The organism is Micromonospora sp. NPDC048986, from assembly GCF_040649335.1.
Taxonomy (GTDB): domain Bacteria; phylum Actinomycetota; class Actinomycetes; order Mycobacteriales; family Micromonosporaceae; genus Micromonospora; species Micromonospora alfalfae.
The window spans coordinates 335,709-350,820 of sequence record NZ_JBEZFJ010000004.1 but is presented as its reverse complement, the minus strand read 5'-3'; the positions used below and the strand labels follow the sequence as shown (position 1 = coordinate 350,820).

The following is a 15,112-nucleotide window of genomic DNA, read 5'->3' as shown; positions in this document are numbered from 1 at the left end:
CCGCCTCGATCACCCCCTCGGCTCGGCGACGCGCGCCAGCAGCAGGCTCACGTTCTGCCCGCCGAACCCGAACGAGTTGGTGACCGCGTACTCCAGGTCGGCCTTGCGGGGAGCGCCACGGATGTGGTCCGCCGGGCAGGCCGGATCCGGATCGTCGAGGTGGTACGTCGGCGGCAGCAGCCCTCGACCGAGCGCCACCGCGGTGGCCGCCGCCTCCAGCACCCCGGACGCGCCGAGCAGGTGACCGGTGAGCGCCTTGGTGGAGCTGACCGGCACACCGCCGACGCCGAAGACGTCGGCCAGGGCGGTGGTCTCCGCGATGTCACCCAGCTTCGTGCCGGTGCCGTGCGCGTTGACGTAACCGACAGCCGCCGCCGGCACACCGGCGCTGCGCAGCGCCCGGCGGATGCACGCCGCAGCGCCAGCGCCGTCCGGGCGGGGGGCGGTCGGGTGGTACGCGTCAGTCGTCGCGCCGTGGCCGGCCACCTCGGCGTACCCGGCGACGCCGCGCGCCGCGGCGTGCTCGGCGCGCTCCAGCACCAGCAGGGCGGCACCCTCGGACAGGACGAAGCCGCTGCGGGAGGTGTCGAACGGCCGACTCGCCCGGCCCGGGTCGGTGCCGGCGCGCGCCAACGCCCGCGCGTTGCCGAAGGTGTCGGCGAAGGTCGGGAAGAGCGGTGCCTCGCTGGCCCCGCAGAGCACCACGTCGACCTCTGCGGTGGCGATGAGCCGCACCCCGTCGGCGACCGCCTGGGCCCCGGAGGCGCAGGCGGTGCCGACCGACGAGCTGTAGCCCCGGATGCCGTGCACGATGGCGATCCGCGCCGCCGGCATGTTCGGCAGGATCCCGGTGAGCAGGTACGGGCTGACCGCCGCCCGACCCCGGGCCGCCCGGGCCAGCACCTGCGACTCCAGGGTGGCCATTCCGCCGACCCCACCGACGATCACACCGATCCGGTCGGGGTCGACGTCGCGGCCCACCTCGATGCCGGCGTCGGTGAGAGCGTCGGCGGCGGCGAGCAGGGCGAGGACGACGGTCCGGTCCAGCACCCGGGTCTCCGGCCCGGACGCGACGGTGCGTGGGTCGATGTCGGGCAGCAGGCCGGCGACGTCCAGCGACGTGCTCGCCGGGTGCCCCTCGGGCGGGCGGGTCAGCCCGGACCGGCCGGTGGTCAACGCGTCGAAGGTCTCCTCGACGCCCCGCCCGACCGGTGTGAACAGACCCATCCCCGTGATCAACGCGGTCACGAGCTGGCCTCGGTGAGGTAGCGCTCGCGTAGGACCACCTTGCGGACCTTGCCGGTCACGGTGACCGGGATGTCGGCGGCGCGCACCGGCACGACCCGGCGCAGCGTGGCGCCGACGTCCGGGCCGAGGGCGGCGCGGACCCGCTCGGTGCGGTCCTCGGCCGCGTCGGCGCCGGCGGCCAACTCCAGCAGCACGTCGGTGACGACCGCGCCGGCCTCGGCGACGATCACCACAGTGCAGTCGGTGACGTCCGGACAGGCGGCGAGGATGCGCTCCTCGGACAACGCGGTGTAGAAGCGCCGCCCGTCGCCGGCGTCGACCGAGTCCACCGCCCGGTCCAGGTGGTAGTAGCGGCCCTCGGCGTCGGCGCGGACCAGGTCGCCGGTGAGGTACCAGCCGCGCTGGCGGAAGCGGTAGGTGGTGACCGAGTCGTTCCAGTAGCCCCGGAACAGCGACGGCGAGTCGATGCCCAGGAAACCCACCTCGCCGACCGGCACCGGTTCCCCGTCGGCGTCGAGCACCGCGACAGTGGCGAACCGGTACGGGCGGCCGATGCAGCGGCCGTACCGGTCGGTGTCGGCGCGGTGGGTGATGTGGAACATTGAGTGCCCCATCTCGCTGGAGCCCAGCCCGTCGATGAAGACCGAGCCGGGCACCTTCGCCACCCCGTCGCGGGTGATGGTGTCGCGCCAACCGACAGCGACCAGGCGGCGGATGTGCGGCTCGTGCGAGGCGTCACCGGTGTTGAACCACAGCCGCACCGAGTCCAGGTCGTACCCGGACAGGTCGAAGCGGGCCAGCTCCGCCCAGGTGACCGAGAAACCGAACACCCCGTCGGGACGCCAGCGTTGGATCGCGTCGAGCACCCGCTCGCCGCCCTGCTCGGAGAGCAGGAACATCTGCGCGCGGTTGCCCAGCGCCTGGTTGACCATCAGCACAGTGGCGGTGTGCGGTGCGGGTAGGGCGTTGAGGATCCGGGTGGTGCCCTGCGCCTGCGGCATGGTGAGCAGGTGTCGGGTGGCCGCGAAGAGGCTGGCGTGCGAGTGCAGTACCGCCTTGGGCACCCCGGTCGTCCCGGAGGTGTGGGTGATCACGATCGGGTCGTCCGGGTGGTGCAGGTAGTGCGCGGGGGCCGTGGCCGGATCACCAGTGCCGGCCCGCGCGGGGGTGCCGAGCAGCGGTACGCCCAGGTCGTGCCCGGCCAGCAGCGCGGTGTGCTCGTCGTCGGCCAGCACAGCGACGCCGCGCAGGCGGCGGATGTACTCGGCGGCGATCTCCGGGCGGAGTTTGCCGTTCATCAGCGCCGGGATCGCGCCGAGCCGGGCCAGCGCCAGGAAGCTGAGCACCATGTCGGCGGCGGCGGTGGCCCAGACGGCGATCGGATCGCGGGGGCGTACCCCCTGTTCGTGCAGCCAGGCGGCGCGGGCGGCGACCCGCTCGTCGAGCCGCCCCAGCGTCAGCGGCGTCTCGGCGGGGTGCCCGTCGACGGCGGTGTCGAAGGTCAGTCCGGGCCCGTCCGGGTCGGCGCCGTGCGCCAGCACCCGGGCCAGGACGTTGCCCGCACCCAGCTCGGTGTCGGCGGCCAGCGCGCCGCGCAGTCCCCGTTTCCTCATTGTCGTGCTCCTCCCCCCAGCAGCACCGCGACCGCCTCGGTCGGCCCGTCGGGTGCCTGTTCGATCAGGATCAGCAACACCTCGTCGGCGTCGCCGTCGTCGCGCAGCAGGTCCGCCTCGGCGACACCGTCGGTGTACGGGTCGCCGGTCGGGCTGAGGCAGACCACCGGGCCGTGCAGGTCCCAGCGGGCCGCGAGGTGCCCGGCGACGCTGTTGGGCACGGACTGGAAGAAGAACAGCGGGCCGAGCCGCCCGCCGGCCTCGACGGTGGCCCGTACGTGCCGGGCGCTGGCGAGATCACCGCTGGCGCTGACCAGCACGATCCCCGTCCGCACCCCGGCGGGCACTCCCGCGGACCCGTACCCCCGCCGCAGACACCGCTCGGCGACGGCCACCACCACCGGCGCGAAGTCCGAGTGCACGAACCCCGGCACCCCCGCCGCCGCGCCCGCGACGTCCCCACCCTCAGGCCAGCAAGCCCGAGCCCTGACCCCCGCCCTGCCCCCCGGCGATGTTGCAGTTCCGGTCGTCGTTTCGGGCGTTTGGTCGGAATCGTCGGGACAGAAAGCGCACGATCGCGGGGAGTCGGGGGCGGTCATTCGAGGCCGACCAGGAGAGCGGTGTTGGCGCCGCCGAAGGCGGCGTTGAGGGTCAGGGCGTGGGTGGCTTCCGTCTTGTGGGGACGGTCCTTGACCACGTTCACGGGGCAGGACTCGTCGGGGGCCAGCCAGCCGGCGTTGACAGGCAGCTCACCGTGGCGCAGCGCGAGCGCGGTGACCACCAGTTCGAGCAACCCGGACGCCTCCAGCGCGTGCCCGTGCACCGATTTCGTGGAGCTGACCGGGACCTGGTCGGCATGCCCACCGAGGGCCCGACGCAGGGCGGCCGCCTCGGCGGCGTCGCTCTGCGCGGTGCCGGTGGCGTTGGCGTTGACGTAGCCGACGGCCTGCGGTGCCAGCCCGGCCCGGCGCAGCGCGCCGCTGACGGCGCGGGCCAGTCCGCTGCCACCGGGCTCCGGCTGGCAGGGATGGAACGCGTCGCCGGCCCGCCCCCAACCGACAACTGTGGCCACCGGATCGACACCGCGTCGTCGGCCGGTGCTCGACTCCAGCACCACCGCGGCCACGCCGTCACCCAGCAGCAACCCCCGGCGGCCGGCGCTGAACGGGCGGACCGCCCCGTCGACAGCGAGGGCGCGACCGGCGTCGAAGAGCGCGAACTGGTCCGACTCCACCAGGTAGCCGGCCGCGACCACCACCCGCTCGACGTCACCGCGGGTGATCCGGGCGGCGGCATCGGCCACCGCCGTGCTCGCCGACACGCAGGCGCTGGTGTAGACCCGGGTGTGACCCGAGAGTCCACATCGGGCGGCGAGCTGTCCGGCGAGCACGGCCGGCGACGGGCCCGGGGCCGGGCCGCCGTGCACGGCGAGCAGCAGGGCGCACCCGGTGCGCTGCGCGCGGTCCAGGCCGGCCGCCCGGCAGGCCGCGTCGACAGCGGCGGCCAACTCGTCGGGGAGGGTAGCGACCTCGGGCAGTGTGGCCGCCACTGTGACCCGGCGGGCGGCGGTGTCGAATCGGCTCACCGCTGCGAACGCCGGCACCCCGGCCAGCACACCGGCGAGCTGCGCGTCGGCGCCCCGACCCAGGGCGCTGACCGCGTGCACACCGGTGAGCTGGGCGACGCGCGCCTCAACCATCTGCGGAGGCGGTCAGCGACGCCCGGAACACCACCAGGGCGTCGTCGACGGTGCGGATGCCGGCCAGCTCGTCGTCGGTGAGGTCGAGCCGGCACTCGTAGCGCTGCTCGACGAGGTGCACCAGCCAGGCAAGCTCCATTGAGCCGATCCGGTCGGACACCTCGGCAGCCGGTTTCGCGCTGAGTTCGGCGAGCATGCTCATCAGGTCAGCTCGCCCCAGATCGGGCTGACCGCTCATCAGGCGTTGTCGCTCGTCGCCTCGGTGACACGATTGGCGACCATTGTGGTGAACTCGCCGACAGTCATCAGGGCCAGCTGCTCCGACTCGTCGTCGGCGAACGTCAGGCCGTACCGGTCCTCGACCCGGACGGACAGGTCAGCCAGGGCGAGTGACTCCAGGTCGACGCCGGACGGGCCGAGCGTGGTGTCGTCGTCGAGCCCCTCGACGTCGTAGTTCATGTCGGCGAGCTGCTCGACGACGAAGGCGCGGACCTCGGCTCTCATGGATACCCTCTCTAGGTGGGTCAGCTGACGGTGTCCGGTCGGGACACCGTCTACGTGTGGGTCGGCCGGGACACCGGCGGTCAGCCGGATCCGTCCGCTGTGCTGGTACGACGGGCGAGTGCCCTGCTGCTCGCTCGCGCGGACACCGCTGTGGTGCTGATGCACGACCGCGAGGGACGGCCGGTCGTCCGCGCCGACGAGGTCGAGGTGGCGGTCAGCGTCAGCCGCACCGCCGGGCTGGTGGTGGTCGCCGCCCGTCGGGCCGGCGCGGTCGGGGTGGACGTGGAGCGGATCCGCCCGCTGCCGGCGCTCGCGCTGGCCCGCCGCTGGTTCCCGCCCGCCGAGCTGGCCTGGTTGGACGATCGGCCCGAGGCCGGCCGGACTGTGGACTTCCTGCGGCTGTGGACCGCCAAGGAGGCGGTCGGCAAGGCGTGCGGGCGGGGGTTGCGCGGCGGCGGGCTTCGCCGGTTGATGCCGCCGCCGGGGCTGCCGTTGCGGCCGGTGCCCGACGCCGAGGTCCTGCGGGTCGGTCACCCGCGGCTGGGCCGGGGCCTCGTTCTGGCGATCGCCGCGCAGGCGAGCGCGCCTGTCGACGTCAAGGTGGTGCAGCGGCCCGGTCACGGGGTGACCGCCGAGCGCAGCACGTCGGTCGAGCGGACCAGCTTGCCGGTGGTGGTACGGGGCAACTGATCGAGCAGGTGCAACGCCCGGGGCCGTTTGTAGCCGGCCAACCGCTCGGCGAGGAGCTTGTCCAGCGACTCCTCAGACAGCGGTCCGTCGGGTTGGACGTACGCGGTGATGCCGTCGTCCCAGACCACCACGGCGGCGGCCACCCCGGTCAGCTCGGCGACGGTGGCCTCCACCTCGGTCAGGTCGACCTTCATCCCGCCGACGGAGACCTGCGAGTCGAGTCGACCGCGCACCGTGACCAGGCCGGTGTCCTCATCGACGGTGCCGGCGTCACGGGTGTGCAGCCAGCCGTCGGACCACCGGGTCGGGTCGCTCAGTCCGACGTACGGCGACGCCGGGCAGGACACCCACAGCTCACCGCCGGACTCGCGGACCTCGATCCCGGGCGCGGGTGCGATCGACGGTCGGTGCGACCCGTACAGGTCGGTGCCGATCACCCCGACCTCGGTCATTCCGTACATGTTGCCCAGCGGCACCCCGTAGCGATCGGTGAACGCCCGGGCGATGGCGGCCGGCACCAGCTCACCACCGGTGGTCATCCGCCGCAGCTGTGGCAGTGGACCAGCCGGGCGGGTGGAGGCGAGCAGTCCGATGTGGAACGGCACACCGAGCACTGTGGCCGGTGTGGTGCCGGAGCTGATCGCGGCCAGCACCGCGTCGCCGCTGAGCCGCTGCGGCGGCACCAGCTCGACCCCGGCGTGCAGCCCGTGGAGCAGGCCACCGACCAGGCCGAGCACGTGCACCATCGAGGGCAGCAGGATGAGCCGCTCGCCGGGCAGCGCCACCCCGTCGATCAGGGTGTAGCGGTGCACCTCGGCGACCAGGTCGGCGGCGGTGCGGCCGATCACCTTGGACGGGCCGGTGGAGCCGGAGCTGAGCTGGATCACGGCGTGGCCGCTGACCGCCGGACGGTCGGCGTACCCTGTGACGCCCTCGGTGACGTCGACGAAGATCTTCAGCGCGCCGCCACCGGTCCGCACCGGAGCGACCACCACCTGCGGGCTCAACCGGGCCAGCGCCCGGTCCACCTCGTGGTCGGTGAGCCGGTGGTCGAGCAGGATCGCCTGCCCCCCGGCGCGCCAGGTGGCCAGCAGGTTCACCACGTACGCCAGCGACGGTGGCAACCGCAGCGCCGCGGCACCACCGGGGCGCAGTCCGGCAGCGGTCAACCGGTGCTGCGCGGCGGTGACCAACCGGTGCAGGGTGGCCCGGTCGACGGGCTCGGGCAGACGGAGACAAACGTCGGTCGGGTGGCCGGCGAAAAGGACATCGTCCACCCATCCGGGGTCGGTCGCCGTAGGATCTTCTGCCATCACTGCCGTTCACCGCCCAGCATGAAAGAGGGCGAATCCGCCCATCACGTACGCTTGTCGGGGTGTTGCGGGGAACCATACGACGGCCGCAGAGCCATTGCTAGATGCGAATGGATGGATCAGAAGCAGCGGCCCGCCGGATTGCCGACAGCCCGTTCGGCGGACAGGATCGAGCGGGTGACTTGGCGGAGCGTCACCGAGGCATGACCCCTCGTACAAGCGTCGCGCGGTACCAGCCGGACGGCCGATGGCGTCGCGGTTAGCGGTGCACCGGCCCGTCGACGGGGGTGGGGTTGGCCGGAGCACCACCGGGGGGCTTTCCGGAGTGATGGCCCCCGGGCCGGCGACCATAGTGGAGCCCATGCGGACTCTTGCGGTGGCAGCGACAATGACATTGCTGGTGGCGACGGCCGCCACCACAACACGCAGTGAGCTTCGGCGTGATGCCGAGGCACTGCGGGCGACCGGTGTGACCGGCGTCCTGACCCGCCTGGAGTCCCGGACCGGGGCGCAGGTTGTCCGCTCGGGCCGGGGAGTTGCGCGCGACCCGTACCTCCGGATCGGGAGTACCACAAAGACGTTCACCGCGGTCGTGGTGCTGCAACTCGTCGGCGAAGGCAGGCTGACGCTGGACGATCAGGTTGACAAGTGGCTGCCGGGTGCGGTGGCCGGTCGGCGGATCTCGGTGCGGCAGCTCTTGCAGCACACCAGCGGACTGTACGACTACTCGTCCGACCTGATCGGGAACTACGCCACGCCCGAGTCCTACCGGCGGGAGCGGGACAGGCCGTACCCGCCGGAGCAGCTCGTGACGATTGCCCTGGGCCACCCGCAGGGCGCCACCACCTGGTCGTACTCGAACACCAACTACGTCCTCGCCGGCATGCTGATCGAGGCGGTCACCGGGCGGAGCTGGGCACACGAAGTGGACGCCCGCATCACGGGGCCGCTGGGCCTGCGGCGCACCCGCACCGGATTCTTGCGCGACCTTCCCGCGCCGCATGCCACGAACTACATGCAGTTCACCCGGGGAGGTCCGCTGGTGGACACGACGACTGCGATCCGCGGGCTGGACAGCGGCGCCGACGGATCGATGACCAGCACGGCGTCCGACCTCAACCGATTCCTGGCCGCCCTGGCCGGAGGCCGCCTGTTGCGACCGGCGCAGCAGGCGCAGATGCGCACGCTGGTCGCGACGGCGGATTCGCCTGCCGGTTCCGGGTACGGGTTGGGCATCTTCTGGATACCGCTGTCCTGTGGCGGTGGCTACTGGCGACACGGCGGCACCGGCTTCGGATACCAGGTGGAGCCGGCGTTCACCGACGACGGGCGTCGGTTAACCGTGTCGATCTTCACCAACACCGGTGACCCCGAACTGGCGGCGACCCGCCAGAACCTGCTCAACGACTTGGTCGATAACGCCTTCTGCTAGGCCGTGTCTGCACAGTCGTAACGACGACCCGCGCCACACCAGGACTCTTCGGGGACGCCGGCTAGCCGGGTTTGATGCTGGCGAGTTGAACGAGCAGCTGAACCAGCCGGTACGCCTCGGCGACGTCGGCGGCGTGGAAGGCGACAGTCCGACCGCCGCCGACGCGGGTCACACCGGGCACCAGAGTTGCGAGGTCGACCATGTACGGGCCGTACAGGTCGACCTCGACGTCCAACGGCCCGGCCATCTTCGCCGGGGGAATCGAGGCGCGCCGGGCGATCGCGTCGGCGGCAGCGTGGCGCAGCCGCTCCCGCGCTTCCTGCGGATGCAGGGCCACCGCGGCGGCCTGCCCCAGGGTCTGCTTGACGGCGACGGTGACCGCGGCGGGCACCAGCTCGCTGAATTCCGCGCAGGCGGTGTCGTCTCCGCTGAGCAGGACGACGGGCGCGTCCAGGTGCCCCGCCATGGCGACGTTGAGGCCGATCTCGCCCAACGACCGGCCGGCCACCCGTACGTCGAGGACGGCGTCACTCATCGTGTGGGCCAGCACGGCGGGCCCGGCACCGGCCCGAGCGTGATAGCCGACGAGCAGGACGGCATCCGTCTGCTCGTCCAGCCCCGCGAGCATGCCCAGCGGGCGGGGTTTGCCCCGCACCAGGTGAGCGCGCCGGTCGAGGTCCTCCGGCAGGATGTTCCGAAACGTGCCGTGCGCGTCGGCGACCCACACCACCGCGTCGGGTTCGGCATCGAGGACCCCGGCGATCACCGCGTTCGCCTCGGCCGTCATCAGCGCCCGGCCGCGCTCGTAGTCGTACCGATCCGGGTTCGTCTCGGCGGGATGCACGATCCCCGAGATGCCTTCCAGGTCCACCGAGATCAATACCTTCATGACCCCAGAACCCTACGCGCTCCTGAAGGACACCGCCCGGGACGAAGCCAAGCCATCGGCCCACCCCACCCCACCCCACCGCGCCGATCTTGCAGTTCCGGTCGTTGCAATGCGGTAAATGCCCTCTATGTCGCGACAGTACGCGCAAGATCGCGGGATGGAAGCCGGCCAGCCCCATGATCGACGGGGGCGGCGGGGGGCGGGGGCGGCGCGGCGGTCAGGGCAGGGCGGGGGTTTGGGCGTGGATGTGGAAGCGCAGCGAACGGGCGTCGGTGAAGCACTCCCGCATCGGGCGGACGAGGTCCCGGTGCTCCGGGCTGCGTTCCCAGTCTTCGAAGTCGGCCAGGCTCGCCCACTCACTGGTGATCAACCACTGCTCCGGGTCGGTCGACGACCGGCACACCTGGTCGACCAGGTGCCCCGGCACACCGTCGGCGACCAGGTGCCGCACCTTCTCGTACGCGGCGAGGAACTGCTCGGTGCGCGGCACCGGCACCCGTACCAGAAAGACCACCCGGGCCCGTTTGTCGCTCATGACGCCTCTCCCCTCATCGGCGCGGCCCCGCGCAGGACAAGCGCGCTGTTGAACCCGTCGAAGCCCCGCGCGCAGATCAGGGCGAGTCGGCTTCGCGGTTGGCGGTGCTCGCGCAGGAAGTCCAGCTCGCAGCCCGCGGCCACCTCGTCCGGTCCCGCCGACGCGGGCAACGTGTCGTGGGCGAAGGCGAGCAGCGCGGTGGCCACGTCCAACGCCGACCCGCCCTGGTACGCCCGACCGGTCAGCGGTTTCTGCGTGGTCACCGGGGGCGGCCGGTCGGCGAACACGGCCCGCAACGCCTCGGCCTCGCTGCGGTCGTAGCGGGACACGCCGAGAGCGTCGGGCAGCACCACGTCGATTCCGGCGGCGGCGACGCCCGCCCGGTCCAGGGCCAACCGCATCGCCCGCGCGTACTGGACCGGGTCGCCGCTGCTCTGCTGCGTGGTGTGCGCGGCGTCGTGGGTGGAGCCCCACCCGCTCACCTCGCCGTAGACCCGGGCGCCCCGGGCCAGGGCGTGCCCCAACTCCTCCACCACGAACACCGCTCCGCCCTCGGCAGGCAGGTAGCCGCTGGCCGTGACGTCGAACGGCCGGTACGCCCGCTCCGGGTCGGCGACGTCACTGAGCAGCCCCGAGCGCAACTGGCAGGCGAGCGCGTACGGGCTCAACGGGCACTCGGTGGCCCCGGCGATCACGACCGGGGTGCCCCTGCGCACCGCGCGGGCGGCGTGCGCCAGGCTGTCCAGCCCGCCGGCCGACTCCGCGACCAGCACCCCGCTCGGACCCTTGAACTGGTGGTGGATGGAGAGCTGCCCGACGCTGGCCGCGTAGAACCAGGCGATCGACTGGTACGCCCCGACCGTCCGCGACGTGCCGCCCCAGAGCCGTTGCAGTTCCCGCTGACCGAACAGGTTGCCCCCGGACGAGCTGGCCAGGGTCACCGCGTAGCCGTACGGGTCGGGGGCCCGGTCGGGCAGGCCGGCGTCGGCCAGCGCCAGCCGGGTGGCGGCGAAGCCGAGGTGCGTCCACCTGTCGGTCTGCACCAACTGTCGACTGTCGGCGTACGAGTCGGCGGTGAAGCCGGGCACCTCCCCGCCGAAGCGGGTCGGATAGCCGGCCGGGTCGAACAACGTGATCGGCCCGGTCCGGCGGGTGCCGGCGAGGACCGTGCGCCAGTGCGCGTCCGCGCCGATGCCGCTCGGTGCGACCACCCCGATGCCGGTCACCACCGCCCGGGCCGTCGCGCCGCCACTGTGCGACACGGCGCTCACGCCGCCACCGCGCCGAGCATCCGACGGAAGACCATCGCCGACTGGAAACCGCCGAACCCGCTGCCCACCGAGAGGGCCACGTCCACCGGGACCTCCCGCGCCTCATTGGGTACGTAGTCCAGGTCGCACTCCGGGTCCCGGGTGCTCCAGTTCGCCGTCGGCGGCACCACACCGAACTCGATGGCAAGGGCGCACGCGGCCATCTCGATCGACCCGATCGCGCCGAGCGAGTGCCCGACCATCGACTTGATCGAACTGACCGGTATCCGGTACGCGGCCTGGCCCAGCGCCCGCTTGAACGCGGCCGTCTCGTGCCTGTCGTTCTGCCGGGTGCCCGAACCGTGCGCGCTGATGTAGGAGACCTGCTCGGGCAGGATCCGGCCCTGCCGGAGCGCGTCGGTGACGGCGAGGCCCATCTCCAGCCCGTCCGGCCGCAGCCCGGTCATGTGGAAGCCGTTGCTGCGGCTGGCGTAGCCGGCCACCTCGCAGTAGATGTGCGCTCCCCGTCGCCGGGCGTGGCCGGCCTCCTCCAGCACCAGCACCGCCCCGCCCTCGGCCAGCACGAACCCGTGCCGGTCGGCGTCGAACGGGCGGGAGGCGTGTGCCGGGTCGTCGTTGTCCGGGCTGGTCGCCTTGATCGCGTCGAACGAGGCGACGGTGACCGGCGAGATCGGCGAGTCGGACGCGCCGGCCAGCATCACGTCCGCCTCACCGTCCACGATCATCTGGTGGGCGTACCCGATGGCGTCGATGCCCGAGGTGCAGCCGGTGGAGACCACCTGCGCCGGGCCGTGCAACCCGTGCCGGCAGGCCACGTCCGCCGCGAGGCTGCTGGGCACCAGAGCCTGATAGAGGTACGGGCCACCGCGCGCCGCGTCCACCAGCCACCGTCGGCCGTGCTCGCTGACTGTGACGTACTCCTGCTCCAACGCCATGGTGCCGCCCACCGCCGTGCCCAGCACCACCCCGGCCCGGTCCCGTTCCGCGTCGGTGAGCACCAACTGGGCGTCGGCCACCGCCTCGGCGGAACAGGCCAGCGCGAACTGCACGTACCGGTCGGCCCGGTGTCGCTCGGCCTCGCTGAGCCCCGCCGCGACCGGGTCGAAGTCGCACTCCGCCGCGATCTGCGACCGGAACGCCGACGGGTCGAAGAAGCTGATCCGCCGGGTGGCGGTCCGCCCCTCGGTGATGGTCTTCCAGAAACGGTCCCGGCTGGCGCCGCCCGGGGCGACCACCCCGATCCCGGTCACCACAGTGCGACGCCCGGTCATCGCGTCACCCCTGTTCGCGACCGCGGGGCTCGCAAACCCGGGGCATTCCTCGCGCTCACGACGTGCCGCCGCGCTGTTCGACCAGTTCGGTGTCGACGTGCCCCAGTTCGGGCCGGGGGGCGAGCGGTCCCAGGTGAAAGACCACCTCGGCCGGTTCGACGCCGGTGTTGCGCAGCCGGTGCCGCACGTTAACCGGTACGAACAGCCCCTCGCCGGCGGCCAGCAGCGTCGGCTGGTCGTCCAGGTCGACGGTGATCGCGCCCCGGACCAGGTACAGGAACTCCTCGCTGTACGGGTGGTAGTGCTCGGCGATCCGCTCCCCCGGATCGAGCGTGGCCACCCCGAGGAAACCCGAGGTGCTGCCGACGGTGCGGGGGCCGAGCAGCACGCGCAGCTCACCGCCGCGCCGGCGGTCGGCGGGTACGTCCCGGGCGGCGATCGGGCGGGTGCTCAGGTCACTCATCGTCGGCCTCCGTCGGTGCGTCGCTGGCGGTCGGGCTGCCCTGGTCGGCGCGCTGCCAGGCGATCCGCTCCACCCGGTCCTTGATCACCGCGAGTTGGATCACGCTGTTGGTGTTGATCCGCTCGGTCATCGCGGCGTTGTCGACAGGCGCCGTCGGCTTCATCGCGAAGTCCTGCGTCCAGGTCATCCGGGTGCCACCGGCCTCCTCGGTGTAGCGCCAGTGGATGCGCATGTACTCGAACGGCCCGGTCTCCACCCGGTGCGCCCGGACCTGCCTGCTCACCGGGTCGGCGGTGCGCTCGCTGACCCAGCTCCAGGACACCCCGTTCTCGTCGGGGTACATGGTGAGGCGGAACCGCACCGTGTGCGCCTCACGGTGCAGGATCTCCACCACGGCGTACTCGGTGAACAGCTCGGTCCAGTTGGCCACGTCGTTGGTGACCTCCCAGACCAGCCCCAGCGGCGCGTCGATGACCACGCTGTTCTCGGTGTGCCCGGGCGGGTCGGCGCGGCGGGCGACCAGGTCGGCCACCGCCGGGATGCTCAACTGTCCGGCCTGCTCGGGGATGGCCACCTGCCAGCGGTCGGCGACGACCGCCGACAGTTCCAGCAGGGCGAGCGAGTCCATGCCCAGCTCCTCGAGCGACGCGGCGGGCGCCCGGGCCGCGGCGTCGGCGTCCAGCCCGCAGTGTGCCACCAGGATGTCGGTGATCTCGGCGGTCATCGGGCGACCATGGGTGACGGTCATCGGGTCCTCCTGTGGGTTGCGTCGGGATCGGCGGCGGGCGCGGTGCGCGGTGCGGGGGTGGCCGTCGGCCCCAGCGCGGGCGCGGCGAGCAGACGGTCGACCAGGCCGGTGGTGTAGCGGCCCTTGCGGAATGCGGCGTCGTCGAGCACCCGCCGGACGAACGGGATGGTGGTGTGCACGCCCGGACCGGCGATGTCGAACTCGTCCAGGGCACGTTCCAGCCGGTTGAGGGCCAACTCCCGGTCGGGCGCCCAGACGATCACCTTGGCGAGCAGCGAGTCGTACCAGGGTCCGACCAGGTAACCGGCGCTGGCGTGGGTGTCCACCCGGGTGAACGGGCCGCCGGGTGGGGTGAACCGCTCCAACCGGCCGGGGGTGGGGGCGAAGCCGCGCCCGGGGTCCTCGGTGTTGACCCGACACTCCACAGCGACGCCGTGCAGGCGGATCTCCTCCTGCCGCCACCGCAGCGGTACGCCGGCGGCGATGTGCAGTTGCTCGTGCACCAGGTCGATCCCGGTGACCATCTCGGTGACGGGATGCTCCACCTGGATCCGACAGTTGATCTCCAGGAAGTGGAACTTCTCCTCGGCGTCGACAAGGAACTCCAGCGTGCCGGCACCGACGAAACCGACCTGGAGCGCACCCCGCAGGGCGGTCTCGGCGATGGTGTCGAGAACGGCGGCGGGCAGCGCCGGCGCGGGCGCCTCCTCGACCAGTTTCTGGTGCCGGCGCTGCACCGAGCAGTCCCGGGTGCCCAGGTGCACCCCGTTGCCGTGGGCGTCACAGAGCACCTGCACCTCGACGTGTCGCGCCTCGGTGAGGTAACGCTCGACGTACACCCGGTCGTCGCCGAAGGCGGCCTGCGCGGCGGCCCGGGTCCGGGTGTACGCCCGGCGCAGCTCGCCCGGTGTGTGCACCACCGTCATCCCCCGGCCCCCGCCGCCGGCGGCAGCCTTCACGATCACCGGGTAGCCGACGGCGTCGGCCACCTCGGCCGCCGCGACGGCGGTTGGCACCGGCGCGACACTGCCCGGCGACAGCGGCAGGCCGGCGCGGCTCATCAGTGCCCGGGCCGAGGACTTGTCGGCCAGCGCGGCCATCACCGCCGGTGGCGGGCCGATGAACGTCAGCCCGTTGTCGGCGCAGATCTCGGCGAAGTCGGCGTCCTCGGAGAGGAAGCCGTAGCCGGGGTGCACGGCCTGCGCCCCCACCTGCCGGGCCGCCTCCACGATGGCGGCGGCGTTGAGGTAGCTGCGCCGACTCGACGCCGGTCCGATCCGGACGGCCTGGTCGGCGAGGCGGACCGCCGCCGAGTCGGCGTCGGCGGCGGAGTAGACCACCGCCGTTCGCACGCCGAGCTCCTTGCAGGCGCGCAGAACCCGCAGTGCGATCTCGCCGCGGTTGGCGATGAGCACGGTCTCGAACATGGTCAACCA

General features: G+C 72.7%; 16 protein-coding genes. 2 read left to right on the top strand and 14 right to left on the bottom strand.

Translation table 11 applies throughout. The features are described from left to right. Positions 1-9: 9 nt before the first annotated feature. From AB0B94_RS11950 to AB0B94_RS11925, 6 genes are all read right to left on the bottom strand, one after another. Complete coding sequence (locus AB0B94_RS11950; protein ID WP_357273077.1) at positions 10-1,248, bottom strand: beta-ketoacyl-[acyl-carrier-protein] synthase family protein; 1,239 nt, start codon at positions 1,246-1,248, stop codon at positions 10-12. Continuing rightward, a complete protein-coding gene (locus AB0B94_RS11945; protein WP_357273065.1) occupies positions 1,245-2,861 on the bottom strand; it encodes a class I adenylate-forming enzyme family protein in 1,617 nt (538 codons plus the stop codon). The genes AB0B94_RS11950 and AB0B94_RS11945 overlap by 4 nt, the downstream gene beginning before the upstream one ends. Next, positions 2,858-3,295 carry a beta-ketoacyl synthase chain length factor gene (locus AB0B94_RS11940; protein WP_357273056.1) on the bottom strand — a complete coding sequence of 146 codons (438 nt, stop codon included), beginning with the start codon at positions 3,293-3,295 and terminating at the stop codon, positions 2,858-2,860. Before AB0B94_RS11940 ends, AB0B94_RS11945 begins: the two co-directional genes overlap by 4 nt. A 161-nt stretch (positions 3,296-3,456) precedes the next feature. After that, positions 3,457-4,560: a beta-ketoacyl synthase N-terminal-like domain-containing protein gene (locus tag AB0B94_RS11935; RefSeq protein ID WP_357273047.1), complete on the bottom strand. Its 1,104-nt coding sequence runs from the start codon at positions 4,558-4,560 to the stop codon at positions 3,457-3,459. Next, the gene (locus AB0B94_RS11930) at positions 4,553-4,798 is read right to left on the bottom strand and encodes an acyl carrier protein (RefSeq protein ID WP_357273035.1); all 246 of its coding nucleotides are present in this window, start codon (positions 4,796-4,798) and stop codon (positions 4,553-4,555) included. The genes AB0B94_RS11935 and AB0B94_RS11930 overlap by 8 nt, the downstream gene beginning before the upstream one ends. After that, positions 4,798-5,064, bottom strand: coding sequence for an acyl carrier protein (locus AB0B94_RS11925; protein ID WP_238672266.1), 267 nt, complete (start codon positions 5,062-5,064; stop codon positions 4,798-4,800). The genes AB0B94_RS11930 and AB0B94_RS11925 overlap by 1 nt, the downstream gene beginning before the upstream one ends. A gap of 15 nt (positions 5,065-5,079) precedes the next feature. On the opposite strand from AB0B94_RS11925, the gene AB0B94_RS11920 reads away from it, so the two are divergent. Continuing rightward, a complete protein-coding gene (locus AB0B94_RS11920) occupies positions 5,080-5,754 on the top strand; it encodes a 4'-phosphopantetheinyl transferase superfamily protein (protein ID WP_357273022.1) in 675 nt (224 codons plus the stop codon). Here the strand turns inward: AB0B94_RS11920 and AB0B94_RS11915 are convergent. Further along, positions 5,682-7,067: a class I adenylate-forming enzyme family protein gene (locus AB0B94_RS11915; RefSeq protein ID WP_357273009.1), complete on the bottom strand. Its 1,386-nt coding sequence runs from the start codon at positions 7,065-7,067 to the stop codon at positions 5,682-5,684. The genes AB0B94_RS11920 and AB0B94_RS11915 overlap by 73 nt on opposite strands. 361 nt (positions 7,068-7,428) lie before the next feature. Between AB0B94_RS11915 and AB0B94_RS11910 the strand changes: the two genes are divergently transcribed. Beyond that, the gene (locus AB0B94_RS11910; RefSeq protein WP_357273002.1) at positions 7,429-8,499 is read left to right on the top strand and encodes a serine hydrolase domain-containing protein; all 1,071 of its coding nucleotides are present in this window, start codon (positions 7,429-7,431) and stop codon (positions 8,497-8,499) included. 61 nt (positions 8,500-8,560) lie between these two features. Here AB0B94_RS11910 and AB0B94_RS11905 read toward each other — a convergent pair whose 3' ends face one another. From AB0B94_RS11905 to AB0B94_RS11875, 7 genes are all read right to left on the bottom strand, one after another. Then, a complete protein-coding gene (locus tag AB0B94_RS11905; protein WP_357272989.1) occupies positions 8,561-9,388 on the bottom strand; it encodes a M55 family metallopeptidase in 828 nt (275 codons plus the stop codon). Between the two features lie 217 nt (positions 9,389-9,605). Beyond that, positions 9,606-9,923, bottom strand: a complete 318-nt coding sequence (locus tag AB0B94_RS11900) for an antibiotic biosynthesis monooxygenase family protein (protein ID WP_238672270.1) — start codon at positions 9,921-9,923, stop codon at positions 9,606-9,608. Further along, positions 9,920-11,185, bottom strand: coding sequence for a beta-ketoacyl synthase N-terminal-like domain-containing protein (locus tag AB0B94_RS11895; RefSeq protein WP_357273889.1), 1,266 nt, complete (start codon positions 11,183-11,185; stop codon positions 9,920-9,922). Before AB0B94_RS11895 ends, AB0B94_RS11900 begins: the two co-directional genes overlap by 4 nt. Before the next feature lie 5 nt (positions 11,186-11,190). Beyond that, on the bottom strand, positions 11,191-12,465 hold the full coding sequence (locus AB0B94_RS11890) for a beta-ketoacyl-[acyl-carrier-protein] synthase family protein (protein WP_357272977.1): 1,275 nt from the start codon (positions 12,463-12,465) through the stop codon (positions 11,191-11,193). Between the two features lie 55 nt (positions 12,466-12,520). Continuing rightward, a complete protein-coding gene (locus tag AB0B94_RS11885; protein ID WP_357272961.1) occupies positions 12,521-12,928 on the bottom strand; it encodes a cupin domain-containing protein in 408 nt (135 codons plus the stop codon). Then, positions 12,921-13,676: an SRPBCC family protein gene (locus AB0B94_RS11880; protein WP_238672274.1), complete on the bottom strand. Its 756-nt coding sequence runs from the start codon at positions 13,674-13,676 to the stop codon at positions 12,921-12,923. Before AB0B94_RS11880 ends, AB0B94_RS11885 begins: the two co-directional genes overlap by 8 nt. Then, positions 13,673-15,103 (bottom strand): acetyl-CoA carboxylase biotin carboxylase subunit, encoded by a 1,431-nt coding sequence (locus AB0B94_RS11875; RefSeq protein WP_357272947.1) that lies wholly within the window; start codon positions 15,101-15,103, stop codon positions 13,673-13,675. The genes AB0B94_RS11880 and AB0B94_RS11875 overlap by 4 nt, the downstream gene beginning before the upstream one ends. Between the last annotated feature and the right edge of the window lie 9 nt (positions 15,104-15,112).

Excerpts from the sequence above, each read along its gene's own strand:
- AB0B94_RS11945 (WP_357273065.1), bottom strand. The coding sequence starts at position 2,861 with ATGAGGAAACGGGGACTGCGCGGCGCGCTGGCCGCCGACACCGAGCTG.
- AB0B94_RS11935 (WP_357273047.1), bottom strand. The coding sequence starts at position 4,560 with ATGGTTGAGGCGCGCGTCGCCCAGCTCACCGGTGTGCACGCGGTCAGC.
- AB0B94_RS11930 (WP_357273035.1), bottom strand. The coding sequence starts at position 4,798 with ATGAGCGGTCAGCCCGATCTGGGGCGAGCTGACCTGATGAGCATGCTC.
- AB0B94_RS11925 (WP_238672266.1), bottom strand. The coding sequence starts at position 5,064 with ATGAGAGCCGAGGTCCGCGCCTTCGTCGTCGAGCAGCTCGCCGACATG.
- AB0B94_RS11915 (WP_357273009.1), bottom strand. The coding sequence starts at position 7,067 with ATGGCAGAAGATCCTACGGCGACCGACCCCGGATGGGTGGACGATGTC.
- AB0B94_RS11910 (WP_357273002.1), top strand. The coding sequence starts at position 7,429 with ATGCGGACTCTTGCGGTGGCAGCGACAATGACATTGCTGGTGGCGACG.
- AB0B94_RS11905 (WP_357272989.1), bottom strand. The coding sequence starts at position 9,388 with ATGAAGGTATTGATCTCGGTGGACCTGGAAGGCATCTCGGGGATCGTG.
- AB0B94_RS11900 (WP_238672270.1), bottom strand. The coding sequence starts at position 9,923 with ATGAGCGACAAACGGGCCCGGGTGGTCTTTCTGGTACGGGTGCCGGTG.
- AB0B94_RS11890 (WP_357272977.1), bottom strand. The coding sequence starts at position 12,465 with ATGACCGGGCGTCGCACTGTGGTGACCGGGATCGGGGTGGTCGCCCCG.
- AB0B94_RS11885 (WP_357272961.1), bottom strand. The coding sequence starts at position 12,928 with ATGAGTGACCTGAGCACCCGCCCGATCGCCGCCCGGGACGTACCCGCC.
- AB0B94_RS11880 (WP_238672274.1), bottom strand. The coding sequence starts at position 13,676 with ATGACCGTCACCCATGGTCGCCCGATGACCGCCGAGATCACCGACATC.
- AB0B94_RS11875 (WP_357272947.1), bottom strand. The coding sequence starts at position 15,103 with ATGTTCGAGACCGTGCTCATCGCCAACCGCGGCGAGATCGCACTGCGG.